Source organism: Streptomyces sp. PKA51 (assembly GCF_057552455.1).
This window is the reverse complement of record NZ_BAAJPZ010000012.1, coordinates 57,893-81,674: the sequence shown is the minus strand read 5'-3', so window position 1 is coordinate 81,674 and position 23,782 is coordinate 57,893. Positions and strand designations below refer to the sequence as shown.

Sequence of the window (23,782 nt, the reverse complement as noted above, 5' to 3'; positions counted from 1 at the left end):
AAGCCACGACGCGCCCGCAGACGGAGTGCTGTGCTGCAGGCCGTCGTGGCTGATCGCGCAGTTCCCCGCGCCCCTACGGGCGCTGCACTACGGGAGGTAGCGCTCGACGGCGGCCGCTCCCTTCTCCTCGATCAGGCGCTTGGCCGCCTCGACGCGTTCGGGCGTCACGTCGTGCCCGGAGGCCATGACCAGGTCCTCGGGGTCGAAGGGGCGTTCTCCGCCGGTGTACAGCCGGCTCGGCCGGGACGTCGTGGACGTCTCCTCGGGGGTCTCCTTCACGGCGGGCCTCCTCTGCTCGGCGTCCCCTCGCCGGGGGTCGCCCGTTCGGGTTTCCTTCCATCGTGTGCCCTGGGTGTCGCGTGCGCACGCCGGTTGTGGTGAGGGTCGTGGTGGTCGGCGTGGCGGTTGTCGTGCCGATGGCCGCGGCGCCGGTCGTGTGCCTCCAGCAGGAGCGAGGCGGCCAGCAGGGCGGCGGCCAGGGCGGCGAAGGCCCATGGGAGGTAGGTGGTCAGCAGGAGTACCAGCTGCCGCTGGGAGGCGACCAGGGAGACGGTGTGGTCGAGGTAGTCGGGTCGCATCGTCACGTGCCCGGCGAAGGCGGTGATGGGTTCCCTGCCCGGCTGCCCGGTCCAGCGCAGCTCCTCGCGGTGGACCTCCTCGCCGTTGACGGGCGCGCCGGTGACGGGGTCGACCCAGAACATGCGCCGGGTGGTGTACCAGCGCTCCAGCCCCAGTTGCCGGACGGTGTCGGGGCTGATACCGAGCGGCAGCTTCCGCGGCAGCGGCACCTGGGTCCAGGGGACGGTCTGCTCGAAGAAGTAGACCTCCAGGCCGTGGAAGGTGCGGGTGCCGCGGTAGTGGATGGGTGCGGAGGTGCGGGTCATGAGGTCGAAGTAGCGGTAGTCGCGTTTCTCGACGCCGAAGGGCCACTTGAATTCGATGCCGTCGCGCCGTACGGGGGTGCCGTCGACGTGCTCGCCGCCGGCGTGGACGGGCTGCTGGGTGTGGGGGTCGAAGACGTAGCGCTCGGGAATGCTGGAGACCATGGCGCCGTCGGGGCCGGCGGCGTGGGAGAGGGTGTCCCAGACGACGACGTCGCGGCCGGTGGCGTCCTTGATCCGCCGGGCCTCCTCGGCGTTGCCCTTGAGGGTCTGGGTGATGGTGACGCGGGGGACCTGCCGGGGGCGCAGGGTGCCGTAGTCGACGAGGGTGGCGTCCTTGGCCTCCATGACGATGCTCTGGTAGCGGCCGGTGGGGACCTGGGCGAGCCGGGGGTAGGCGTAGGAGCGCAGCAGGGGTGCGAGGACGGCGAAGAAGACGGCGAGGCCGAGCAGGACCAGGCTCGCGGTGCGGCGCACGGCCGGCCTCCCCGCTCAGGGGTGGGCGGGTGCGAAGGTGAGCAGGGGCTCGGGCGAGGTGCCGCTGTCGGGCGGGCCGACGGCGGTGACGGCGAGGACGAGGGCGAGGGCGGCGGCCGCTCCTGCGGCCGCGGCGGCCAGTGCGCGCATGGGTCGGCCTCCCGGCAGATGCCTGACGGGGCGTCAGGTCGTGGGGGAGGGTAGCAACGCCCGCCGCGGATGAGAACCACACCGCACGACGGCCGCGGCCCCCGTCCTCCCGGCGGGACCGGGAGGACGGGGGCCGCGGCGGGCGTCACCCTGGGGCCTGTCCGGCGGATCGCGCAGCGCCCGGCAAGGGGCCGGGGCAGTGCCCGTCCGCGGCTGCCGCCGCGCCCCTCGCGGGGGGGCCGGGCACGCCCCGACCCCTGCAAGGGACTGCGGACCGCGTCAGTGCGCGGCGGACTCCCAGTCCTTGCCGACGCCCACCGACACATCCAGCGGGGCGCTCAGGGCGACCGCACCAGCCATCTCGCGGCGGACCATCTCCTCGACCTTCTCCCGCTCCCCCGGGGCGATCTCCAGCACGATTTCGTCGTGCACCTGGAGCAGCATCCGGGAGGCGAGCTTCTCTGCCTGAAGGGCCTCGGCCACCCGCAGCATTGCGATCTTGACGATGTCGGCGGCGGTGCCCTGGATCGGCGCGTTCAGCGCCATCCGCTCGGCCATCTCGCGGCGCTGGCGGTTGTCGCTGTTGAGGTCGGGCAGGTAGCGGCGGCGGCCGAGCATGGTCTCGGTGTAGCCGGTGGCCCGGGCCTCCTCGACCACGCGCTGCAGGTAGTCGCGGACCCCGCCGAAGCGCTCGAAGAAGGTGTCCATCAGGCGCCGGGCCTCGTCCGCCGCGATGTTCAGCTGCTGCGAGAGCCCGAACGCCGACAGGCCGTACGCCAGGCCGTAGGACATGGCCTTGATCTTGCGGCGCATCTCCGGGTCGACCTCGCTCTTGGCGACGCCGAAGACCTGCGAGGCCACCGTGGTGTGCAGGTCCTCGCCGGAGGTGAACGCCTCGATCAGGCCCTCGTCCTCCGACAGGTGCGCCATCACGCGCAGCTCGATCTGGCTGTAGTCGGCGGTCATCAGCGACTCGAAGCCCTCGCCGACGACGAAGCCGCGCCGGATGGCCCGGCCCTCGTCGGTGCGCACCGGGATGTTCTGCAGGTTCGGGTCGGTGGAGGAGAGCCGGCCGGTGGCGGCCACCGTCTGGTTGAAGGTGGTGTGGATGCGGCCGTCGGGGGCGATGGCCTTGATCAGGCCCTCGACCGTGGAGCGCAGCTTGGACTGCTCCCGGTGCCGCAGCATGATCACCGGCAGTTCGTTGGTGGTCTGCGCCGCCAGCCAGGCCAGTGCGTCGGCGTCCGTGGTGTAGCCGGTCTTGGTCTTCTTCGTCTTCGGCAGGCCCAGCTCGCCGAAGAGGACCTCCTGCAGCTGCTTGGGCGAGCCCAGGTTGAACTCGCGCCCGGCGGCCTCGTGGGCCTCGCGCACCGCCTGCTGCACCGCGGCGGCGAACTGCTGCTCCATGCGCTCCAGCCAGGCGCGGTCGGCGGCGATGCCGGCCCGCTCCATGCCCGAGAGCACCGCGCTGGTCGGCAGCTCCACGTCGGTCAGCAGACCGGCGGCGCCCACCTCCGCGACCCGCCCGGCGAACGCCTCGCCCAGATCCAGCACCGTACGGGCGCGGCCCATCAGCGCCTCGGCCTCGGCCTGCTCGTCCGCGCCGAAGGCCAGCTGGCCGTCGCCGGCGGCGGCCGAGGCCAGCTCGCGGCCCAGGTACTCCACCGACAGGGTGTCCAGGGCGAAGGAGCGCCGGCCCGGCTTGACCAGGTACGCGGCCAGGGCGGTGTCCATGGTCACGCCCTCGACGGGCCAGCCGTGCTCGGCGAAGACCCGCATGACGGACTTGGCGTCGTGCATCACCTTCGGCCGCGCCCCGTCCGAGATCCAGGCGGCGAACGCCCGCTCGTCGGACTCGTCCAGCTCGGCCGGGTCGAACCACGCCGCCGGGCCGGTGGCGGTCGCCAGCGCGACCTCCACGGCGCGGCCGGCCCCTTGCGACCAGGCGTCGGTGACGGCCACGCCCAGCGGCCCGGTGCCGTGCTCGGCCAGCCAGGGGGCCACGTCGCCGGTGGCCAGCACCACGCCCTCGACCTCGGCGCCCGCCTCGACAGGGGCCTCCTCGGCCGACTCGGCGCCCGGGTCGGCGGCCAGCAGGCGGTCGCGCAGGCCGGGGTTGCGGATCTCCAGCCGCTCCAGGAACGTCGCCAGCGCGAGCCGGTCGTAGGCCTGGCGCGCCAGGTCGTCGGGGTGGGTGGCGAGCTCCACGTCGCGGACCATCTCGGTCAGGCGGCGGTTGAGCTTGACCGCCTCCAGGTGGTCGCGCAGGTTCTGCCCGGCCTTGCCCTTGACCTCCTCGACGCGCTCCACCAGCTCGGCGAACGAACCGAACTGGTTGATCCACTTGGCGGCGGTCTTCTCGCCGACGCCGGGGATGCCGGGGAGGTTGTCCGACGGGTCGCCGCGCAGCGCCGCGAAGTCGGGGTACTGCCGGGGGGACAGGCCGTACTTCTCCTGCACCTTCTCGGGCGTGAAGCGGGTGAGCTCGGAGACGCCCTTGGTGGGGTAGAGCACGGTGACGGCATCGGTCACCAGCTGGAAGGAGTCCCGGTCGCCGGTGACGATCGCGACCTCGTAGCCCTCCTTCTCCGCCTCGGTGGCCAGCGTGGCGATCACGTCGTCGGCCTCGAAGCCGTCGACGGCGAACCGCGGCACGTTCATCGCGTCCAGCAGCTCGCCGATCAGGGCGACCTGGCCCTTGAAGTCGTCGGGGGTCTTCGACCGCGTCGCCTTGTACTCCGGGAACTCCTCCGAGCGCCACGTCTTGCGCGAGACGTCGAAGGCCACCGCGAAGTGCGTGGGCTGCTCGTCACGCAGCGTGTTGGCGAGCATCGACGCGAAGCCGTACACCGCGTTCGTCGTCTGCCCGGCCGAGGTCGTGAAGTTCTCCGCGGGCAGCGCGAAGAACGCCCGGTACGCCATGGAGTGCCCGTCCATCAACAGCAGACGGCGCCGGCCTCCCTCCCCTGCCCCGGTTCCGGTCGTTTCGTTCGCTTCGTCCGCTTTGGGTGCGGTATTCGCTGCCTTTGCTGCCACGCACCCGATCCTGCCACGACCCACTGACAAACCCGACCGCCGAACCGACCGCGCCGGCCACCGGCGTCACCCTCCCCCGGCCGCGCCCCGCACCCGTGACAGGATCGGCGCCGATGGGGTACGAACCCCCGTACCCACCGAGCCGCTCAAGGGGGAGCGAGATGGCAGGCAACCCGCCCAAGGACGACCCCGTCCAGGACGCGCCCAGCGTCACCGCACCACAGCACGCCGCCGCCGGACTGCCCGCCATCGCCCACACGCTGCGCGTGGCCAACGACCAGATGGGCCTGCGCCGCACGGCCCTGACCCTTCTCAAGGTCAACCAGAAGGACGGCTTCGACTGCCCCGGCTGCGCCTGGCCCGAACCCGACAAGCGCCACGCCGCCGAATTCTGCGAGAACGGCGCCAAGGCCGTCGCCGAGGAAGCCACCCTGCGCCGCGTCGCACCCGCCTTCTTCGCCGCCCACCCCGTCGCCGAGCTCGCCACCCGCAGCGGCTACTGGCTCGGCCAGCAGGGCCGCCTCACCCACCCCATGTACCTCGCCGAGGGCGCCACCCACTACGAACCCGTCACCTGGGAGCGCGCCTTCGACATCATCGCCGAGGAACTGGCCCCCCTCGCCTCCCCCGACGAAGCCGTCTTCTACACCTCCGGGCGCACCAGCAACGAAGCCGCCTTCCTCTACCAGCTCTTCGCCCGCGAATACGGCACCAACAACCTGCCCGACTGCTCCAACATGTGCCACGAGTCCTCCGGCTCCGCACTGAGCGAGACCATCGGCATCGGCAAGGGCAGCGTCCTCCTCGACGACCTCCACCGGGCCGACCTGATCATCGTCGCCGGGCAGAACCCCGGTACCAACCACCCGCGCATGCTCAGCGCCCTGGAGACGGCCAAGCGCGGCGGCACCAAAATCATCACCGTCAACCCGCTGCCCGAAGCCGGCCTCGAACGGTTCAACAACCCCCAGAACGCCCGCGGCCTCGCCGGCCGCGGCACCCCCCTGACCGACCTCTTCCTGCAGATCCGCCTCGGCGGCGACCAGGCCCTCTTCCGCATGCTGGGCAAACTCCTCCTCGAGACCGAAGGCGCCCTCGACACCGCCTTCATCGAGGAGCACACCCACGGCTTCCGGGAGTACGCCGACGCCGCCCGCACCGCCGACTGGGAGCAGACCCTCGCCGCCACCGGCCTGCGCCGCGAGGAGATCGAGCGCGCCCTGCGCATGATCCTCGCCTCCCGCCGCACCATCGTCTGCTGGGCCATGGGCCTGACCCAGCACAAGCACGCCGTCAACACCATCAAGGAAGTCGTCAACCTCCTGCTGCTGCGCGGCGACATCGGCCGCCCCGGCGCCGGCGTGTGCCCCGTGCGCGGCCACAGCAACGTCCAGGGCGACCGCACCATGGGCATCTTCGAACGCCCCGCCCCCGCCTTCCTCGACGCCCTGGAGAAGGAGTTCGGCTTCGCCCCGCCCCGCCATCACGGCCTCGACGTCGTCCGCGCCATCCGCGCCCTGCGCGACGGCGACGCCAAGGTCTTCTTCGCCATGGGCGGCAACTTCGTCGCCGCCACCCCCGACACCGACGTCACCGAGGCCGCGATCCGCCGCGCCCGCCTGACCGTGCACGTCTCCACCAAGCTCAACCGCTCGCACGTCATCACCGGCGCCCGCGCCCTGATCCTGCCCACCCTCGGCCGCACCGAGCGCGACCGGCAGGCCGGCGGCGAGCAGTTCGTCACCGTCGAGGACTCCATGGGCATGGTCCACGCCTCCCGCGGCCGCCTCGCCCCCGCGAGCGAGCACCTGCTGTCGGAGCCGGCCATCGTCTGCCGGCTCGCCCGCCGCGTCCTGGGCCCCGCCAGCAGCACGCCCTGGGAGGAGTTCGAGAAGGACTACGCCACGATCCGCGACCGCATCGCCCGCGTGATCCCCGGCTTCGAGGACTTCAACGCCCGCGTCGCCCGGCCCGGCGGCTTCACCCTGCCCCACGCCCCGCGCGACGCCCGCCGCTTCCCCACCGCCACCGGCAAGGCCAATTTCAGCGCCGCCCCCGTCGAGCACCCCCACGTCCCCGAGGGCCGGCTGCTGCTGCAGACCCTGCGCTCGCACGACCAGTACAACACCACCATCTACGGCCTCGACGACCGCTACCGCGGCATCAAGAACGGTCGCCGCGTCGCCCTGCTGCACCCCGACGACGCCCGGGCCCACGGTCTGGCCGACGGCGCCTACGCCGACCTCGTCAGCGAGTGGACCGACGGCACCGAGCGCCGCGCGCCCGGCTTCCGCGTCGTGCACTACCCCACCGCACGCGGCTGCGCGGCCGCCTACTACCCCGAGACCAACGTCCTGGTCCCGCTGGACCACACCGCCGACACCAGCAACACCCCGGCCAGCAAGTCCGTCGTCATCAGGCTCGAACCGGCCGCCGCATCCGCGGCGGCCGACGGCAGTTGACGGCAGGACACTCCGGCTGAAAAAACGTTCACATCACAATGACCACGGGTGATCGGAGCCACAGCGCATGGGCGAGCACAGCAAGACCACGTTCCCGCAGGAGATCCTCGACCAGTGGGCCGACAGCGGGCTCGACCTCGGCGCCCTGTTCTCCGCGGGCCACCTCGGGGAGCGCATGAGCGTCACCGTCGTGGAGGCGTCCCCCGAGCGCGTCGTGGGCACCATGCCCGTCGAGGGCAACACCCAGCCCTACGGCCTGCTGCACGGCGGCGCCTCGGCCGTGCTCGCCGAGACCCTCGGCTCCGTCGGCGCCATGCTCCACGGCGGCCCCGGCCGCATCGCCGTCGGCGTCGACCTCAACTGCACCCACCACCGCGGGGTGCGCTCCGGCCTGGTCACCGGCGTCGCCACGCCCATCCACCGCGGCCGCACCACGGCCACGTACGAGATCGTCATCACCGACGAGCAGGACAAGCGCGTGTGCTCCGCCCGCCTCACCTGCCTCCTGCGCGACGCCCAGGGCGCCTGACGCCCACCCCCTGCCCCGACGGCCGGCCGCGGCACCCGCGGCCGGCCGTTCGCGTACGCCTCGGACTCCGCCCCAGGTCGCCGCACACCCGCGCGGAATGTGATCTTCGTCATAACAAGAGAGTCACATCGCCGTCGCCACCCTGCCCCCCGCGCTCCCCCAGCCCTTAAAGTCACGGCGCACCACACCCCGCCGGGCTGCCCGACCCAGCACCGCGCACCGCCGTCCCCGCCCGGCGAGCGACACGGCACCTCAGCAGAGGCCGCCGCGCCAGGGAAAGGACTCACCGTGCGACACCGTTCCCTCCTCGCCCTCACCACCACGCTGACCACCGGTGCCCTGCTGCTGACCGCCTGCGGCTCCCGCGACAGCGGCAACAGCGGCAGCGGCGACGACGGCGGCAGGACCACCGTCACCATCGGCATCACCGTCCCGCTGACCGGCTCGCTCTCCCCCTTCGGCCAGGGCATCAAGAACTCCGTCGACCTCGCCGTCAAAACCGCCAACAAGAACAACGAGGTCAAGGGCGTCACCTTCGCCATCACCGCCCTCGACGACCAGGCCCTGCCCGGCACCGGACAGCAGAACGCCGCCAAACTCGCCGCCGACAAGAACGTCATCGGCGTCGTCGGCCCCGTCAACTCCGGTGTCGCCCAGTCCATGCAGGACGTCCTCGCCAAGGCCGACCTCACCCAGGTCTCCCCCGCCAACACCAACCCCGCCCTCAGCCAGGGCGACAACTGGGCCACCGGCGAGAAGAAACGCCCCTTCAAGACCTACTTCCGCACCGCCACCACCGACATCATCCAGGGCCGCTTCGCCGCCCAGTTCCTCTACAAGGACGCCGGCAAGCGCAAGGTCTTCGTCGTCGACGACAAACAGACCTACGGCGTCGGACTCGCCACCCTCTTCGCCCAGGAATTCAAACGCCTCGGCGGCGACGTCGTCGGCACCGACCACCTCACCGTCAAGGAGACCGACTTCTCCGGCACCGCCAACAAGATCAAGAACGCCGGGGCCGACGCCGTCTACTTCGGCGGCCAGTTCCCCGAGGCCGGCCTGCTCTCCGACCAGGTCAAGAAAGCCGGCGCCCGCATCCCCCTCATGGGCGGCGACGGCATGTACAACCCCGGCTTCATCACCGCCTCCGGCGAAAGCAACGACGGCGACCTCGCCACCTCCGTCGGCTACCCCGTCGAAGACCTCGACTCCGCCAAGAAATTCGTCACCGGATACAAGGACGCCGGCTACAAGGACCCCTACGCCACCTACGGCGGCTACGCCTACGACGGCGCCTGGGCCATCATCGAGGCAGTGAAGAAAGCCGTCGCGGACAACAACGGCAAACTCCCCGCCAATCCCCGCACCAAGGTCCTCGACGCCATGAGCAGCGTCTCCTTCGACGGGGTCACCGGCAAGGTCTCCTTCGACCAGTACGGCGACACCACCAACAAACAGCTCACGGTCTACCAGGTCAAGAACAACGCCTGGACCACCCTCAAGAGCGCCACCTTCAAGGACTGACCCCGCCCCGCACCACCCTCGCTCCCACACCCGGCCCAGCCCCGCGCGAAATCCACCCGCGCGGGGCCGCGACCCACACCCAACGGGGAGGCACGTCGGTGCACGAACTGCCGCAAACCCTGGTCAGCGGACTCGCCCTCGGCACCCTCTACGGCCTGATCGCCATCGGCTACACGATGGTCTACGGCATCGTCCAACTCATCAACTTCGCCCACGGCGAGATCGTCATGATCGGAGGCTTCGGCGCCCTCACCGTACGGCTGTGGCTCCCCGACACCGTCCCTCTCGCCGCCGCCCTCCCCCTCATGCTCCTCGGCGGCGCCCTCGCCTCCGTCGCCGTCGCCACCGCCGCCGAACGCTTCGCCTACCGCCCGCTGCGCGGCGCACCCCGCCTCGCCCCGCTCATCACCGCCATCGGGCTGTCCATCACCCTCCAGCAACTCGTCTGGGCCTTCTACCCCGACGCCAAGAAGTCCCGCAGCTTCCCCCAGTTCCACGGCGACGCCCTCGAAATCACCGCCAACCTCCACCTCCAGCGCGACGACCTCTTCGTCCTCGCCGCGGCCCCCCTGTGCATGCTCGCCCTCGGCCTCTTCGTCGCCCGCAGCCGCACCGGCCGCGCCATGCAGGCCACCGCCCAGGACCCCGACACCGCCAAACTCATGGGCATCAACACCGACCGCATCATCGTCCTGGCCTTCGCCATCGGCGGCGCCTTCGCCGCCGTCGCCGCCGTCGCCCAAGGACTGCGCGCCGGACAGATCAATTTCGAGATGGGCTTCATCCTCGGCCTGAAGGCCTTCACCGCCGCCGTCCTCGGCGGCATCGGCAACATCTACGGCGCCATGCTCGGCGGCGTCGTCCTCGGCATCGCCGAGGCCCTCTCCACCACCTACATCCAGCACATACCCGGCATGCAGCAACTCGGCGGCGCAGGCTGGAAGGACGTCTGGGCCTTCGTCCTGCTGATCGTCGTCCTCCTCGTCAGGCCCCAGGGCCTGCTCGGCGAACGCGTCGCGGATCGGGCGTGAGAGACATGACCAGGACCGAACACCCCGCCACCGGGGAACACCGTGCAGTGATCCCCCTCCCCCCGGCCACCGCCCGCCTGATCACCGCCGGCGGCGCCGCCCTCGCCCTCGCCTCCACCTTCCTCCCCTGGACCTGGACCACCGCCTTCCCCGGCAACCTCACCGTCACCGGCTACCCCGGCGGACTCCAACTCCTCACCCTCACCGGCGCCCTCCTCACCCTCGCCCAACTCCTCGCCACCGCCGGACTCCCCGGCCTCCGCTGGCTCAACCCCTCACACACCCACACCCCCACCCTCCACCTCAGCCTCGCCACCCTCGCCACCACCTGGTACACCCTCATCACCATCGCCACCGACCTCGGCGGCCTCGTCAACCTCGAACCCGGCGGCTGGATCGCCGGCGCCGCCACCCTCCTCGCCACCATCGGCGCACTCGCCCTGCCCGCGCCCCCACGACACACCACCGAAGACGCCCCTACGCCCGGCCGGCTCCGCGCCACCGCCGACGCGCTCCTGCACGCCCTGCGCCCCGCACGCACCCCCCTCCCGCCGCCCCGGCCCCTGCCCACCTGGGCCGAAATCCTCGTCATCGCCGCCGCCTTCGGCCTCGGCCTGTACGTCCTCACCTACGGCATCGCCACCGCCTACGGCGAACTCTTCACCGGCTTCCTACTGCTCACCGGCTTCACCACCGCCGCCCTGGCCACCGCCGGCCTCGGCCGACGCCTGAGGGCCCTCACCCGCACCCACCGCGGCGTCACCCTCACCGCCGCCCTCGCCACCGCCGTGGCGTTCCCCCTCACCCAGAACACCGACGAATACACCCTCATCATCGTCAACATCCTGATCTTCTCCACCGTCGCCCTCGGCCTCAACGTCGTCGTCGGCCTCGCCGGCCTCCTCGACCTCGGCTACGTCGCCTTCCTCGGTGTCGGCGCCTACACCGCCGCCCTCGTCTCCGGCTCCACCGCCTCCACCCTCCACCTCCACTTCCCCTTCTGGGCCGCCGTCCTCACCGGTGCCGCCGCCTCCCTCGTCTTCGGCGTCGTCATCGGCGCCCCCACCCTGCGCCTGCGCGGCGACTACCTCGCCATCGTCACCCTCGGCTTCGGCGAGATCTTCCGCATCGCCGTCGGCAACCTCAACGGCGAATCCGGCCCCTCACTCACCAACGGCCCCAACGGAATCCCCAACATCCCCGACCTCAGCCTCTTCGGCTACGACTTCGGCAACACCCACACCCTCGCCGGAATCACCCTCACCCCCTTCGCCAACTACTACCTCCTCATGCTCCTCTTCACCGTCCTCGTCATCCTCGTCTTCAGCCGCGCCGAAAACAGCCGCATCGGCCGCGCCTGGGTCGCCATCCGCGAGGACGAAACCGCCGCCACCGCCATGGGCATCAACGGATTCCGCCTCAAACTCATCGCCTTCGCCCTCGGCGCCACCCTCGCCGGACTCGCCGGCACCGTCCAGGCCCACGTCTCCCGCACCGTCGTCCCCGAACTCTACGTATTCGCCGGCCCCGTACCCCCCAACTCCGCATTCCTCCTCGCCGCCGTCATCCTCGGCGGCATGGGCACCATCACCGGACCCCTCCTCGGCGCCGCCCTCCTCTACCTCATCCCCGCCAAACTCCAATTCCTCCAGGACTACCAACTCCTCGCCTTCGGAATCGCCCTCATCCTCCTCATGCGCTTCCGCCCCGAAGGCGTCATCCCCAGCCGCCGGCAACAACTCGAATTCCACGAGGACACCACGGCCGCCACGGCCACGACACTCACCAAGGCGGACGCATGACCACCACCCCACCGCCCCCGCCCCCCGTCCTGGCCGCCACCGGCGTCACCATGCGCTTCGGCGGCCTCACCGCCGTACGCGCCGTCGACCTCACCGTCCACCCCAGCCGGATCGTCGGCCTCATCGGCCCCAACGGCGCCGGAAAAACCACCTTCTTCAACTGCCTCACCGGCCTGTACATCCCCACCGAAGGCACCGTCACCTACCAGGGCACCGTCCTCCCGCCCAAACCCCACCTCGTCACCCAGGCCGGCATCGCCCGCACCTTCCAGAACATCCGCCTCTTCGCCAACATGACCGTCCTCGAAAACGTCCTCGTCGGCCGCCACACCCGCACCAAAGAAGGACTCCTCTCCGCCCTCCTCCGCGGCCCCCGCTTCCGCCACGCCGAAAAAGCCTCCGAACAACGCGCCATGGAACTCCTCGACTTCACCGGCCTCGCCCCCAAACGCGACCACCTCGCCCGCAACCTCCCCTACGGCGAACAACGAAAACTCGAAATAGCCCGCGCCCTCGCCAGCGACCCCGGACTCCTCCTCCTCGACGAACCCACCGCCGGCATGAACCCCCAGGAAACCCGCGCCGCCGAACACCTCGTCCGCGCCATCCGCGACCAAGGCATAGCCGTCCTCGTCATCGAGCACGACATGCGCTTCATCTTCAACCTCTGCGACCACGTCGCCGTCCTCGTCCACGGCGAAAAACTCGTCGAAGGCACCCCGCAAACCGTCCAGAACGACGACCGCGTCATCGCCGCCTACCTCGGCACCCCCACCCCGGAGGAGACCGACCGATGACCGCACTCCTCGAAGTGACAAACCTCCGCGTCGCCTACGGAAAAATCGAAGCCGTCAAAGGCATCAGCTTCACCGTCGAAACCGGCCAGGTCGTCACCCTCATCGGCACCAACGGCGCCGGAAAAACCACCACCCTGCGCACCCTCTCCGGCCTCCACCCACCCCTCGCCGGCACCATCCACTTCGACGGCCACCCCCTCGCCGGCATCCCCGCCCACGACATCGTCGCCCGCGGCCTCGCCCACTCCCCCGAAGGCCGCCACATCTTCCCCCGCCTCACCATCGCCGAAAACCTCCAGCTCGGCGCCTTCCTCCGCAAGGACACAGCGGCCATAACGAAGGACGCACAGCGCGTCTACGACCTCTTCCCCATCCTCGGCGAACGCCGCAACCAAGCCGCCGGCACACTGTCGGGCGGCGAACAACAAATGCTCGCCATGGGCCGCGCCCTCATGTCCCGACCCAAACTCCTCATGCTCGACGAACCCTCCATGGGCCTCTCACCGATCATGATGCGCAAGATCATGGACACCATCGCCGAGCTCAAGGCCACCGGCACCACCATCCTGCTCGTCGAACAGAACGCCCAGGCCGCACTGTCCCTCGCCGACCACGGCCACGTCATGGAAGTCGGCAGGATCGTCCTGTCCGGAACAGGAGCCGACCTCCTCCACGACGAATCCGTCCGCAAGGCCTACCTCGGCGAAGACTGAAAAAGGCCCCGACCCGGCCGAACGACCGGATCAGGGCCCCTGGGGCAAGGGATGCACTACCCCCGCTGCGCCTTCTTCTCCTCCGCGTCCTGAATCACGGCCTCCGCCACCTGCTGCATCGACATCCGCCGATCCATCGACGTCTTCTGAATCCACCGGAACGCCGCCGGCTCCGTCAGCCCGTACTGCGTCTGCAGAATGCTCTTCGCCCGGTCCACCAGCTTGCGCGTCTCCAGCCGCAGCGAAAGATCCGCGACCTCCTTCTCCAGCGCCCGCAGCTCCGCGAACCGCGACACCGCCATCTCGATCGCCGGCACGACGTCGCTCTTGCTGAACGGCTTCACGAGGTACGCCATGGCGCCCGCGTCCCGGGCCCGCTCCACCAGGTCGCGCTGCGAGAACGCGGTCAGCATCAGCACCGGCGCGATCGACTCCCCCGCGATCCGCTCGGCCGCGGAGATCCCGTCGAGGACGGGCATCTTCACATCGAGGATCACGAGGTCGGGCCGGTGCTCCCGCGCCAGCGCCACGGCGGTCTCCCCGTCGCCCGCCTCACCGACGACGGAGTAGCCCTCTTCCTCGAGCATCTCCTTCAGATCGAGACGGATCAGCGCCTCGTCCTCGGCGATCACGACACGGGTGGTCTGCGGAGGGGTGTGCTGCGGCTCGTCGTCGACAGGCGGCTGGGGCTCGGCGGCGCTCACGGGTCTCCTCGTTCGGGACAGGTGGTGCCTTATGAGCCTACCTGCGAGACGCCCTCGGCCCGTACAAGGTAAGCTGACGACGCCGTGCTGGCCGGGTTGGTGGAACGGTATACACGGATGTCTCAAACACATCTGCCCGAGAGGGCTTGCGGGTTCGAGTCCCGCACCCGGCACACATTCAGCAAAAGCGGAATTTCACCGTCGCGTGAATTCCCCCGAATCCACTGGCGCGTCACGAGCTGGTCACACAGGGTGACCGCATGCGACTTCATGGCACTGGCGTGCGACAGAAGGCTCTCGACCTGATCGAGTCCGGCGTCACCAACGCCGAGGTGGCCCGACGGCTGTCCGTCCCTGCCGGGACCGTCGGCTACTGGCTCCACCAAGAGCGAACGAGACGCGGATCTCTTCCCGGAAAACCCAACCGGCCTTGTCCACGATGCGACGGCCGACCGCTGGACGAGGCCGCCTACTCCTACTTGCTGGCCCTGTACCTGGGCGACGGCCACATCATCCAGTACTCGCAGCACCGAGCACCCAGCCTCATGATCACCTGCGGCGACAACTGGCCCGGGCTGATGGACTCCTGCGAGGCTGCCATGAAGGCCGTCTTCCCCGACAACTCCGTCTGTCGTGTGCGACGGACCGGCTGTCACAACGTGAAGGTCTACTCCAAGCACCTTCCGTGCGTCTTCCCGCAGCACGGCCCCGGGAAGAAGCATGAACGAACCATCGCCCTGGAGCCCTGGCAGCAACGCATCGTGGACGCGCACCCGTGGGGCTTCATACGCGGCCTCGTCCACTCCGACGGGTGCCGCATCACCAACTGGACGACCCGCCTGATCGGCGGTGAACGCAAGCGGTACGAGTACCCGCGCTACTTCTTCACCAATAAGTCCGAGGACCTCCTGCGACTCTGCGGCGAGACCCTCGACCGGGTCGGCGTGGAGTGGAAGGTGACCCGCCGCGGCACGAACCCCTACAACATCTCCGTCGCCCGTCGCGCCTCCGTCGCCCTCATGGACGCCCACATCGGCCCCAAGTACTGAGACGCCGGTTCCGACCAGCAGCTACCCACGCCGCCGGATCACGGCCTTCCCCGCCTCCAGGTCGACGCCCATGCGCGGCGGCGCACCGCCGTGCACGTCGTCCCTCAGCACCAGGTCCACCTGGCGCCGCTCGATCTGCACGCGCTTGTTGGCATTCATGAACGCGTGCAGTTCCTCGGTCACCGTGGCTCCCAGGCCGACCCCGCTGTGCGGAGAGCGCGCCGCCAGCCGGCGGCGTAACCAGGACGGGCGCTTCGATCGCAGGACCATGTACCGGATCGAGGCGAATGTGAACGGCACGATCACCAGCGCAGTCATGAACAGCAGGCCCACCATCATCACCATGACCGGCCAACGCACCGGTCAGGCATGACAGTTCCCCTGGCCGCCTGTTCAAACCAGGGTCGAGATGCAGAACGGGTGGCCCGCGGGGTCCAGCAGGACGCGCCACCGGTCGGGCTCGGGCTGGTGCTCCGGCTTCGTGGCGCCCATCGTCAGCAGGTGGGCCTCGGCCGTGTCCAGGTCGTCGACGCCGACTTCGATGTGGGCCTGCTTCTCCTGGGTGGGGTCGGGCCAGGTGGGGCGGCGGTAGTCGGTCAGGCGGTTGAAGCCGAGGCCGGCCGCGCCTCCTGGCCGAGCAGGACGAGCGGGTTCGTCTGTCGTACCGGGACTGGGAGGGACGGGCGACGGTACGGGAGGTGGATCCGTACCGCCTGGTGCATACGGGTCGTCGGTGGTATTTCGTGGCGCGGGATGTGGCGCGGGATCGGTGGCGGACGTTTCGGGTGGACAGGGTCGACGGGGTGGAGCCGACCGGGCGTCCGGTGGTGGTGGTGGTCGATCCGCCCGATCCGGCGCTGCTGGTGTCGAGGTCGGTTGCGACGGGTCCGTATCCGGTGTGTGCGACGGTGCGGTTGCCGGTGCCGATGGACGAGGCCCTGCGGCTGGTGCCGGCGACGGTGGGCAGTCATCGTCCGGATGGTCCCGGTGCGACGATGGTCGAGATCGGTGGTCCGGATGTGGAGGGTCTTGCCGGGTACCTCGTCGGTCTGGGCACGCCGCTGCGGGTGGTCGGGCCGGAGGAGGTGCGGGAGGCCGTGTTGCGTCGCGCGCGGGAGCTGGTGGCGGAGAACGTGTCCGCCTAGGTCTTCGGTGCGTCGTCCTCTCCGATGTGGTGGACGCGGACGAGGTTGGTGGTTCCCGGGGTGCCCGGGGGTGAGCCTGCGGTGATGATGACCATGTCGCCGCGCCGGCAGCGGCCGATCCGCAGCAGGTATTCGTCGACCTGGTTCACCATCTCGTCCGTCGTCTGGACCATGGGGCCGAGGAAGGCTTCCACGCCCCAGGTGAGGTTGAGTTGTGAGCGCGTGGCCGGTTCGGGTGTGAAGGCCAGCAGGGGGATCGGCGAGCGGTAGCGGGAGAGGCGGCGGACGGTGTCGCCGGATTGGGTGAAGGCGACCAGGTATTTGGCGCCGAGGAAGTCGCCCATTTCGGCGGCGGCGCGAGCGACGGCGCCGCCCTGGGTGCGGGGCTTGCTGCGTTCGGTGAGGGGTGGCAGGCCCTTGGCGAGGATGTCCTCTTCCGCGGCGGCGAGGATGCGGCTCATGGTGCGGACGGTTTCGACGGGGTGTTTGCCGATGCTGGTCTCGCCGCTGAGCATGACGGCGTCGGTGCCGTCGATGACGGCGTTGGCGACGTCGGAGGCCTCGGCTCGGGTGGGGCGGGATGCGTCGATCATCGAGTCGAGCATTTGTGTGGCGACGATGACGGGCTTGGCGTTGCGCTTGGCGAGTTTGATGGCGCGCTTTTGGACGATGGGGACGGTTTCGAGGGGCATTTCGACGCCGAGGTCGCCGCGGGCGACCATGATGCCGTCGAAGGCGGCGACGATGTCGTCGAGGTTGTCGACGGCTTGGGGTTTTTCGATTTTGGCGATGACGGGGAGGCGGCGGCCTTCTTCGTTCATGACGCGGTGGGCGTCGTCGATGTCGTGGGCGTTGCGGACGAAGGAGAGGGCGATGATGTCGGCGCCGGTGCGGATGGCCCAGCGGAGGTCTTCGACGTCCTTTTCGGAGAGTGCGGGGACGGAGACGGCGACGCCGGGGAGGTTGAGGCCCTTGTGGTCGGAGACCATGCCGCCTTCGAGGACGAGGGTCTTGACGCGGGGGCCGTCGACTTCGACGACTTCGAGGGTGACGCGGCCGTCGTCGACGAGGATGCGTTCGCCTTTGGTGACGTCGGTGGCGAGGCCGGGGTAGGTGGTGCCGCAGTGGTGGCGGTCCCCCTGGGTTTCCTCGACGGTGATGGTGAAGGTGTCGCCGCGTTCAAGGAGTACGGGGCCTTCGTGGAAGCGGCCGAGGCGGATCTTCGGGCCTTGAAGGTCGGCGAGGATGCCGACGTTGCGGCCGGTTTCTTCGGCGGCCTTGCGTACGCGCTGGTACCGGGCCTCGTGGTCGGCGTGGGTGCCGTGGCTGAGGTTGAGGCGGGCGATGTCCATGCCGGCCTCGATCAGTGCCTTGATCTGCTCGTACGTATCGGTGGCGGGGCCCAGGGTGCAGACGATTTTCGCTCGGCGCATGTCTCGACTCTAGGACCTACTGACCGGTAGAGAGTTCGCCCGCCATAACCTGCCAACGTCGTTTGTATGAACCGTTGTTGACACCTTGTGAAACGTGCAAGGGGGCGCTCTGATGAGCGCCCCGGAGTGTTCTCCACCGGTGTTTTCAGAGCACTGGTCGGGTCATCGTAAAGCGGGCGTTGACGTGGGCGTGGACGGTCTGGCGGCGGGGTTCGAGGTCGAGTGCGGGGGCGGTGCCGGGGGCGCCGCCGTAGCCGGCGGAGCGCATGACGGCGCCGGGCGGTGCGGGCATGGGGCCGGGGGCGGGGGCGTTCTCGGCGCCGATGTCGGCGAGCTCGACGACCGCGACGAGTTCGGCGCCGAGGGCGGCGGCGTATTCACGGGCGCGTTGGACGGCTTCCTTGACGGCGCGGCGGCGGGCTTCGCCGTGGACGGGCGAGTCGGGGCGCAGGCCCCACCAGGGTCCGTCGATGCGGGTGAGGTCGAGGTCGGCGAGGCGGGTGGCGAGTTCACCCAGGGCGGTGAAGTCGGTGAGGGTGGTGGTGAGGTGGACGTGGCCGTGGTAGGCGCGGATGCGTTCGCCGCGGCCCTTGTCGTGGAGCTGGGGGGTGAGGGTGAAGGTGCCGGTCTCGGTTTTCTCGACGGCGTCGCCGTAGGTCTTGAGGAGTTCGAGGACGTGGTGGTTGCGGCGCGTGAGGTCGTCGAGGGTGGCGCGGCGGTCGGTTCCGCGGGCGGTGACGGTGATGCCGAGGTGGGCGATTTCGGGGTCGGCGTCGATGCGGGCTTCGCCGCGGACGGCGATGCGGGGGGTGTCGGGGGTGCCGTAGGGCAGAGGTGCGGCATCCGCTGCGGCGGTGGGGTGGCTGGTCATGGGACGAGGGTTGCAGAGCCTGCGGTCCCGCGGGAGCGGGGCCGGCGTGCGAGGGCCGGATGCGTTCTCGACGGGCGGCTCGGCGGGCGGCTCGGCGGGCGGCTCGGCGGGCGGCTCGGCGGGCGGTGAAGGTTTGGTGCTTCGTACGTGGTGCGGGGGGCGGTGGCTGGTTCAGAATCTACGCGCGAATCCACGCGAATCTACGCGCGTTGACCACGCTGCTTCGCGTTGACCACTACTTGGGGAGAACACCACACATGCCGCTCAACCGCAGGGACTTTCTGGGGCGTACGGCCGTCACGGGCGCCGGAGTGGCGCTCGCCGGGGCGGCGGGGGTGGCCCAGGCGGCTCCGGCCGCCGCCGCGGACCGGGGCCACGGCCGGCCGAAGAAGCGGTACGCGTTCACGGTGATGGGCACCACCGACCTGCACGGCAACGTCTTCAACTGGGACTACTTCACCGACGCGGAATTCGACGACAAGGCGCACAATGACGTGGGCCTGGCGAAGATTTCGACCCTGGTGAACCAGGTACGGAGCGAGAAGGGCCGCGGCAACACCCTGCTGATCGACGCGGGTGACACGATCCAGGGCACGCAGCTGTCGTACTACTACGCCCGGGTCGATCCGATCACCGGTGCGCACGGTCCGGTGCACCCGATGGCGCGGGCGATGAACGCGATGGGGTACGACGCGGCGGCGCTGGGCAATCACGAATTCAATTACGGCATTCCCACGCTGCGGAAGTTCGAGGAGCAGTGCCGTTTCCCGCTGCTCGGTGCGAACGCGCTGGACGCGAAGACGCTGAAGCCGGCGTTCCGTCCGTATGTGATGAAGCGGGTGTGCACGCCGCACGGGCGGGATGTGAAGGTGGCGGTCCTGGGGCTGACGAACCCGGGCATCGCGATCTGGGACAAGGCCAATGTGCAGGGGAAGATGGTCTTCCCCGGCCTGGAGGAGCAGGCGGCGAAGTGGGTGCCGAAGCTGCGGTCCATGGGTGCGGACGTGGTGATCGTGGCGGCGCACTCGGGGTCGAGCGGCACGTCCTCGTACGGTGATGCGCTGCCGTACGTGGAGAACGCGGCGGCGCTGGTGGCCGAGCAGGTGCCGGGGATCGACGCGATCCTGGTGGGGCACGCCCACACGGAGATCCCGGAGTACCGGGTGTCGAACAAGAAGACCGGCAAGCAGGTGGTGCTCTCCGAGCCGTTGAAGTGGGGACAGCGGCTGACGCTGTTCGACTTCTCCGTGGTGTGGGAGCGGGGTTCCTGGCAGGTGGAGTCGGTGTCGGCGAAGGTGCTGAACTCGAACACGGTCGCCGAGGACCCGAAGATCACCAAGCTGCTGGGTGCGGAGCACCGCAAGGTGGTGGCGTACGTCAATGAGGTGATCGGTACGTCGACGGCGGCGATGAGCGCGGCGGAGGCGGCGTACAAGGACACGCCGATCATCGATTTCATCAACCACGTGCAGGTGGAGACCGTGCGGGCGGCGCTGGCGGGTACGCAGTACGCGGCGCTGCCGGTCCTGTCGCAGGCGTCGTGCTTCTCGCGGACGGCGGGGGTGCCGGCGGGGAAGGTGTCGATCCGGCAGGTGGCGGGGCTGTACCCGTTCGAGAACACGCTGGAGGCGCGGGTGCTGACCGGTGCGCAGCTGCGGGATTATCTGGAGTTCTCGGCGCGGTACTACGTGCGGACGCCGTCCGGCGGGCCGGTGGACCCGGCGAAGCTGACGAATGCGGACGGCGTTCCGGATTACAACTACGACGTGGTGAGCGGCCTGTCGTACGAGATCGACATTGCGAAGGCGCCGGGGGCGCGGATCGCACATCTCTCCTTCGACGGCAAGCCGCTCGACGACTCGGCGCGGTTCGTGCTGGCGGTGAACAATTACCGGGCCAGCGGTGGGGGCAATTTCCCGCACGTGGCGGGGGCGAAGCAGGTGTGGGCGAATTCGGAGGAGATCCGTAACACGATCATCGGCTGGGTGAAGGCGAAGGGCTCGATCGAGGTGGAGCGTTTCGCGTCAGTGGACTGGAAGCTGACGCGGGATGGTGTGCCGGTTTTCTGAGCCGGGGCCGCCGATGGCGTTCTGGGGTCGCGGCGCGGGCCGCGGCTCCAGGCCGAAGGTGGTGAAGGCGGTGCGGTCGGGCAGGGGGTAGACGGTCTTGCCGACGAGGGCGTTGAGGATGACGGCGCTGCGCCAGGCGGCGAGGCCGAGGTCGGGGGTGCCGATGCCGTGGGTGTGGGATTCGGCGTTCTGGACGTGGATGGCGCCCTTGACGGAGGGGTCGAGGACGAGCCGGTGGTGTTCGTCGATGCGGGGGCGGCCGTTGGAGTCGCGGCGGATGTAGGGGTCGAGGGCGGCCAGCAGGGTGTCGACGCGGCGTTCGCGGTAGCCGGTGGCGAGGACGACGGCGTCGGTGGTGAGGCGGGAGCGGCTGCCCTGCTGGATGTGTTCGAGGTGGAGTTCGACGCGGGTGGTGCCGACGCGTCCGGCGGTGCGGACGAAGACGCCGGGGGTGAGGGTGACGTCGGGCCAGCCGCCGTGGAGGCTGCGGCGGTAGAGCTCGTCGTGGATGGCGGTGATGGTGTTGTTGTCGATGCCCTGGTGGAGCTGCCACTGCCGGGGCAGGACCTGGTCGCGCACGGGCTCGGGGAGCGTGCGGAAGTAGTGGGTGTAGTCGGGGGTGAAGTGCTCCAGGCCGAGCTTGCTGTACTCCATGGGGGCGAAGGCGGGGGTGCGGGCGAGCCAGTGGAGCTTCTCGCGGCCGGCCGGGCGGTTGCGCAGGAGGTCCAGGAGCACTTCGGCGCCGGACTGGCCGGAGCCGATGACGGTGATGTGCTCGGCGGCGAGCAGGGCGTCGCGGTGGTCGAGGTAGTCGGCGGAGTGCAGGACGGGGACGCCGGGGGCCTCGGCCAGGGGGCGCAGGGGTTCGGGCACGTAGGGGGCGGTGCCGACGCCGAGGACGAGATTGCGGGCGTAGGCGCGGCCGAGGGCGTCGGCTTCGCCCTCGGGGTCGAGCTGGGTGTAGTCGATTTCGAACAGGATGCGTTCGGGGTTCCAGCGGACGGCGTCGATGTGGTGGTTGAAGTGCAGGCCGGTCAGCTGCCGGCTGACCCAGCGGCAGTAGGCGTCGTATTCGGCGCGGTGGATGTGCTGGCGCTCGGCGAAGTAGAAGGGGAAGAGCCGGTCGCGGCTTTTGAGGTAGTTGAGGAATGACCAGGGGCTGGTGGGGTCGACGAGGGTGACGAGGTCGGCGAGCCAGGGGACCTGGAGGGTGGTGTCGTCGATGAGCAGGCCGGGGTGCCAGTGGAAGGCGGGGTTCTGGTCGTAGAAGGCGATGCGCAGGTCGGCCAGGGGCTGGGCGAGGGCGGCGAGGGAGAGGTTGAAGGGGCCGATGCCGACGCCGACGAGGTCGAGGGGTTGGTCGGGGGCGGAGGCGGGGGGCTGCGGGGTCATCGGGTGGTGTGGCCTTCCACGAGTGTCAGCAGGTGTCGGAGGTCGTCGGGGCGGGTGTGGGGGTTGAGCAGGGTGGCCTTGAGCCAGAGGCCCTGAGGGGTGGTGGCGCGGCCGAGGACGGCGTGGCCGGTGTGCAGCAGGCGGCGCCGGGTGCGGGCGGTGGTGCGGGGATCGGCACCGAGGGGGCGGAAGAGGACGGTGCTGATGGTGGGGCGTGAGTGCAGTTCGAGGGCGGGGTGCGCCTCGACGAGGTCGGCGAGGTACTGGGCGTTGGCGCAGACGTGTTCGACGAGGGCCGCGATGCCGCGACGGCCGAGGGCGCGCAGGGTGACGGCGATCTTGACGATGTCGGGGCGGCGGGTCGTGCGCAGGGAGCGGTGCAGGAGGTCGGGCAGCCCGGCCTCGGTGTCGTCGGCGGGGTTGAGGTAGTCGGCGCGGTGCGCCAGGGGGCGCAGGTCGGCTGCGTCGGGGACGGCCAGGAGTCCGGCGGCGACGGGCTGCCAGCCCAGTTTGTGCAGGTCGAGGGCGACGGTGTGGGCGCGCTCCAGTCCGGCGAGGGCCGGTTTGAGGCTGTCGCTGAAGAGCAGGGGCCCGCCGTAGGCGGCGTCGACGTGCAGGCGGGCGCCGTGGGCGTCGCACAGGTCGGCGAGGGCGGGCAGGGGGTCGATGCGGCCGGTGTCGGTGGTGCCGGCGGTGGCGACGACGAGGGTGGGGCCGGGGTGGGGGCGGGCGAGGGCGGCCCGCACGTCGTCGGGGTGCAGGACGCCGGTCGGCGTGGGCAGGACCTCGGGTGCGGGCAGGCCCAGCAGCCAGGCGGAGCGGTGGATGCTGTGGTGCGCGTTGGCCCCGCAGACGACCCGCAGCACAGCCGCGGATCCGGCGGGGGCGGCGCTTCCGCCGCCGGCCGCCGCGAGGGCGTCCCCAAGGGCCGCTTCGCGCGCGGCGGGGATGCCGGGCGGCGGCTCGCCGGCGGCACCCGGGGTGCGTACCCCCGCGGCTTCGCGCGCCAGGAGCAGCGCCAGTTGGTTGGACTCGGTGCCGCCGGTGGTGACGAGGGCGTCGGGTGCGGGGCGGGCCGGGTAGGCGAGGGCGGCCAGGGTGCGGGTGGTGAGGGCTTCGAGGGCGGTGGCGGACGGGGACTGGTCCCAGGAGTCGAGGGAGGGGTTGAGGGCGCTGACGGCGAGGTCGGCGGCCACGGCGAGGGCGAGGGGCGGGCTGTGGAGGTGGGCGGCGCAGCGGGGGTCGGCGGGGTCGGCGGCGCCTTCGGCGAGGGCTTGCAGCAGGGTGTGGAGGGCTTCGTCGGCGCCGGTGCCGTCCTCGGGGAGGACGGGGGTGGCGGTGGCGCGGATGCGGGCGGCGACGGTGTGGGGGCCGCCGGTGGGCAGGGGGCCGCCGCGGGCGGTGGCGCCGCGGGCGAGGGCGTTGAGGGCGATGTCGATGAGGGGGCGCAGGGCGTGGGTGCCTTGGGTGCCGCCCGCGAGGGGGGGTGCGGGGGTGAGGCGGGCCGGGGGCGGCGCGGGCATGGGGGTGCCCCTTCGGTCGGTGGTGCGGTGGTGCGTCGGACGGGTGGGGGTCGTCCGGGCGGGGTGGTGGTGCGGGTGCGGCCCTTTCGGGTCGGGGCGGCCGCACCAGCCGTTGAAGGTACCTGTGCGTGTACGTTCGGTGACATGGGGTGGGGGAGGTTTCGCCCGATGGTGGGTATTGGGGCGGCGATACC

General features: G+C 70.6%; 20 protein-coding genes, 1 tRNA gene and 1 pseudogene. 11 read left to right on the top strand and 11 right to left on the bottom strand.

Annotation, left to right across the window (positions count from 1 at the left end; genetic code table 11):
• Positions 1 to 87: 87 nt before the first annotated feature.
• The 4 genes from AC27L3_RS19000 to polA all read right to left on the bottom strand — a co-directional run bounded on the left by AC27L3_RS19000 (position 88) and on the right by polA (position 4,445).
• Positions 88 to 279, bottom strand: coding sequence for a hypothetical protein (locus AC27L3_RS19000; protein WP_365964866.1), 192 nt, complete (start codon positions 277 to 279; stop codon positions 88 to 90).
• Positions 276 to 1,358, bottom strand: coding sequence for a cell envelope lipid trafficking protein PgfA (gene pgfA, locus AC27L3_RS18995; protein WP_487235233.1), 1,083 nt, complete (start codon positions 1,356 to 1,358; stop codon positions 276 to 278). The genes AC27L3_RS19000 and pgfA overlap by 4 nt, the downstream gene beginning before the upstream one ends.
• A 15-nt stretch (positions 1,359 to 1,373) precedes the next feature.
• The gene (locus AC27L3_RS18990; RefSeq protein WP_487235232.1) at positions 1,374 to 1,508 is read right to left on the bottom strand and encodes an SPW_0924 family protein; all 135 of its coding nucleotides are present in this window, start codon (positions 1,506 to 1,508) and stop codon (positions 1,374 to 1,376) included.
• Positions 1,509 to 1,787: 279 nt separating this feature from the next.
• Positions 1,788 to 4,445, bottom strand: a complete 2,658-nt coding sequence (gene polA / locus AC27L3_RS18985; protein WP_487235231.1) for a DNA polymerase I — start codon at positions 4,443 to 4,445, stop codon at positions 1,788 to 1,790.
• 260 nt (positions 4,446 to 4,705) lie between these two features.
• On the opposite strand from polA, the gene AC27L3_RS18980 reads away from it, so the two are divergent.
• The 7 genes from AC27L3_RS18980 (at position 4,706) to AC27L3_RS18950 (ending at position 13,402) form a co-directional block, all read left to right on the top strand.
• The gene (locus AC27L3_RS18980; RefSeq protein ID WP_487235230.1) at positions 4,706 to 7,006 is read left to right on the top strand and encodes an FdhF/YdeP family oxidoreductase; all 2,301 of its coding nucleotides are present in this window, start codon (positions 4,706 to 4,708) and stop codon (positions 7,004 to 7,006) included.
• A 67-nt stretch (positions 7,007 to 7,073) separates the two neighbouring features.
• Complete coding sequence (locus tag AC27L3_RS18975) at positions 7,074 to 7,535, top strand: PaaI family thioesterase (RefSeq protein ID WP_487235229.1); 462 nt, start codon at positions 7,074 to 7,076, stop codon at positions 7,533 to 7,535.
• Between the two features lie 288 nt (positions 7,536 to 7,823).
• On the top strand, positions 7,824 to 9,059 hold the full coding sequence (locus tag AC27L3_RS18970; protein WP_487235228.1) for a branched-chain amino acid ABC transporter substrate-binding protein: 1,236 nt from the start codon (positions 7,824 to 7,826) through the stop codon (positions 9,057 to 9,059).
• A 98-nt stretch (positions 9,060 to 9,157) separates the two neighbouring features.
• Positions 9,158 to 10,090: a branched-chain amino acid ABC transporter permease gene (locus tag AC27L3_RS18965; protein ID WP_487235227.1), complete on the top strand. Its 933-nt coding sequence runs from the start codon at positions 9,158 to 9,160 to the stop codon at positions 10,088 to 10,090.
• 5 nt (positions 10,091 to 10,095) lie between these two features.
• A complete protein-coding gene (locus AC27L3_RS18960; RefSeq protein ID WP_487235226.1) occupies positions 10,096 to 11,892 on the top strand; it encodes a branched-chain amino acid ABC transporter permease in 1,797 nt (598 codons plus the stop codon).
• A complete protein-coding gene (locus tag AC27L3_RS18955; protein ID WP_487235225.1) occupies positions 11,889 to 12,689 on the top strand; it encodes an ABC transporter ATP-binding protein in 801 nt (266 codons plus the stop codon). Before AC27L3_RS18960 ends, AC27L3_RS18955 begins: the two co-directional genes overlap by 4 nt.
• Positions 12,686 to 13,402, top strand: a complete 717-nt coding sequence (locus tag AC27L3_RS18950) for an ABC transporter ATP-binding protein (protein ID WP_487235224.1) — start codon at positions 12,686 to 12,688, stop codon at positions 13,400 to 13,402. Before AC27L3_RS18955 ends, AC27L3_RS18950 begins: the two co-directional genes overlap by 4 nt.
• Positions 13,403 to 13,458: 56 nt before the next feature.
• Here AC27L3_RS18950 and AC27L3_RS18945 read toward each other — a convergent pair whose 3' ends face one another.
• The gene (locus tag AC27L3_RS18945; protein ID WP_365964876.1) at positions 13,459 to 14,106 is read right to left on the bottom strand and encodes an ANTAR domain-containing response regulator; all 648 of its coding nucleotides are present in this window, start codon (positions 14,104 to 14,106) and stop codon (positions 13,459 to 13,461) included.
• A gap of 90 nt (positions 14,107 to 14,196) precedes the next feature.
• Between AC27L3_RS18945 and AC27L3_RS18940 the strand changes: the two genes are divergently transcribed.
• Positions 14,197 to 14,279: transfer RNA gene (locus tag AC27L3_RS18940), tRNA-Leu, on the top strand.
• Between the two features lie 87 nt (positions 14,280 to 14,366).
• Positions 14,367 to 15,155: a transposase gene (locus AC27L3_RS18935; protein WP_487235223.1), complete on the top strand. Its 789-nt coding sequence runs from the start codon at positions 14,367 to 14,369 to the stop codon at positions 15,153 to 15,155.
• 21 nt (positions 15,156 to 15,176) lie between these two features.
• On the opposite strand, the gene AC27L3_RS18930 is transcribed toward AC27L3_RS18935, so the two are convergent.
• The gene (locus AC27L3_RS18930) at positions 15,177 to 15,500 is read right to left on the bottom strand and encodes a DUF6191 domain-containing protein (RefSeq protein WP_487235222.1); all 324 of its coding nucleotides are present in this window, start codon (positions 15,498 to 15,500) and stop codon (positions 15,177 to 15,179) included.
• A gap of 48 nt (positions 15,501 to 15,548) precedes the next feature.
• Positions 15,549 to 15,782 (bottom strand): annotated as a pseudogene (locus tag AC27L3_RS18925) (VOC family protein); the annotation flags it as partial.
• Positions 15,783 to 15,784: 2 nt separating this feature from the next.
• On the opposite strand from AC27L3_RS18925, the gene AC27L3_RS18920 reads away from it, so the two are divergent.
• Positions 15,785 to 16,300 (top strand): WYL domain-containing protein, encoded by a 516-nt coding sequence (locus tag AC27L3_RS18920; RefSeq protein ID WP_487235345.1) that lies wholly within the window; start codon positions 15,785 to 15,787, stop codon positions 16,298 to 16,300.
• On the opposite strand, the gene pyk is transcribed toward AC27L3_RS18920, so the two are convergent.
• Together pyk and AC27L3_RS18910 are read right to left on the bottom strand one after the other, a co-directional pair.
• Positions 16,297 to 17,733 carry a pyruvate kinase gene (pyk, locus tag AC27L3_RS18915; protein ID WP_487235221.1) on the bottom strand — a complete coding sequence of 479 codons (1,437 nt, stop codon included), beginning with the start codon at positions 17,731 to 17,733 and terminating at the stop codon, positions 16,297 to 16,299. The genes AC27L3_RS18920 and pyk overlap by 4 nt on opposite strands.
• A gap of 145 nt (positions 17,734 to 17,878) precedes the next feature.
• The gene (locus tag AC27L3_RS18910) at positions 17,879 to 18,604 is read right to left on the bottom strand and encodes an SIMPL domain-containing protein (RefSeq protein ID WP_487235220.1); all 726 of its coding nucleotides are present in this window, start codon (positions 18,602 to 18,604) and stop codon (positions 17,879 to 17,881) included.
• A 257-nt stretch (positions 18,605 to 18,861) separates the two neighbouring features.
• On the opposite strand from AC27L3_RS18910, the gene AC27L3_RS18905 reads away from it, so the two are divergent.
• Complete coding sequence (locus AC27L3_RS18905; protein WP_487235344.1) at positions 18,862 to 20,673, top strand: bifunctional metallophosphatase/5'-nucleotidase; 1,812 nt, start codon at positions 18,862 to 18,864, stop codon at positions 20,671 to 20,673.
• Here AC27L3_RS18905 and AC27L3_RS18900 read toward each other — a convergent pair.
• Entirely contained in the window at positions 20,629 to 22,065 is a 1,437-nt protein-coding gene (locus tag AC27L3_RS18900) for a lysine N(6)-hydroxylase/L-ornithine N(5)-oxygenase family protein (protein ID WP_487235219.1), read from the bottom strand. The two genes, AC27L3_RS18905 and AC27L3_RS18900, sit on opposite strands and share 45 nt — an antisense overlap.
• Positions 22,062 to 23,588 carry a pyridoxal phosphate-dependent decarboxylase family protein gene (locus AC27L3_RS18895; RefSeq protein ID WP_487235218.1) on the bottom strand — a complete coding sequence of 509 codons (1,527 nt, stop codon included), beginning with the start codon at positions 23,586 to 23,588 and terminating at the stop codon, positions 22,062 to 22,064. The genes AC27L3_RS18900 and AC27L3_RS18895 overlap by 4 nt, the downstream gene beginning before the upstream one ends.
• Between the last annotated feature and the right edge of the window lie 194 nt (positions 23,589 to 23,782).

Bases quoted from the DNA above. Each gene is read 5' to 3' on its own strand.
- AC27L3_RS18960 (WP_487235226.1), top strand. From the start codon at position 10,096: ATGACCAGGACCGAACACCCCGCCACCGGGGAACACCGTGCAGTGATC.
- AC27L3_RS18955 (WP_487235225.1), top strand. From the start codon at position 11,889: ATGACCACCACCCCACCGCCCCCGCCCCCCGTCCTGGCCGCCACCGGC.
- AC27L3_RS18905 (WP_487235344.1), top strand. From the start codon at position 18,862: ATGCCGCTCAACCGCAGGGACTTTCTGGGGCGTACGGCCGTCACGGGC.
- AC27L3_RS18935 (WP_487235223.1), top strand. From the start codon at position 14,367: ATGCGACTTCATGGCACTGGCGTGCGACAGAAGGCTCTCGACCTGATC.
- AC27L3_RS18900 (WP_487235219.1), bottom strand. From the start codon at position 22,065: ATGACCCCGCAGCCCCCCGCCTCCGCCCCCGACCAACCCCTCGACCTC.
- AC27L3_RS18910 (WP_487235220.1), bottom strand. From the start codon at position 18,604: ATGACCAGCCACCCCACCGCCGCAGCGGATGCCGCACCTCTGCCCTAC.
- AC27L3_RS18975 (WP_487235229.1), top strand. From the start codon at position 7,074: ATGGGCGAGCACAGCAAGACCACGTTCCCGCAGGAGATCCTCGACCAG.
- AC27L3_RS18980 (WP_487235230.1), top strand. From the start codon at position 4,706: ATGGCAGGCAACCCGCCCAAGGACGACCCCGTCCAGGACGCGCCCAGC.
- polA (WP_487235231.1), bottom strand. From the start codon at position 4,445: ATGGACGGGCACTCCATGGCGTACCGGGCGTTCTTCGCGCTGCCCGCG.
- AC27L3_RS18930 (WP_487235222.1), bottom strand. From the start codon at position 15,500: ATGGTGATGATGGTGGGCCTGCTGTTCATGACTGCGCTGGTGATCGTG.
- AC27L3_RS18990 (WP_487235232.1), bottom strand. From the start codon at position 1,508: ATGCGCGCACTGGCCGCCGCGGCCGCAGGAGCGGCCGCCGCCCTCGCC.
- AC27L3_RS18950 (WP_487235224.1), top strand. From the start codon at position 12,686: ATGACCGCACTCCTCGAAGTGACAAACCTCCGCGTCGCCTACGGAAAA.
- pyk (WP_487235221.1), bottom strand. From the start codon at position 17,733: ATGCGCCGAGCGAAAATCGTCTGCACCCTGGGCCCCGCCACCGATACG.
- AC27L3_RS18895 (WP_487235218.1), bottom strand. From the start codon at position 23,588: ATGCCCGCGCCGCCCCCGGCCCGCCTCACCCCCGCACCCCCCCTCGCG.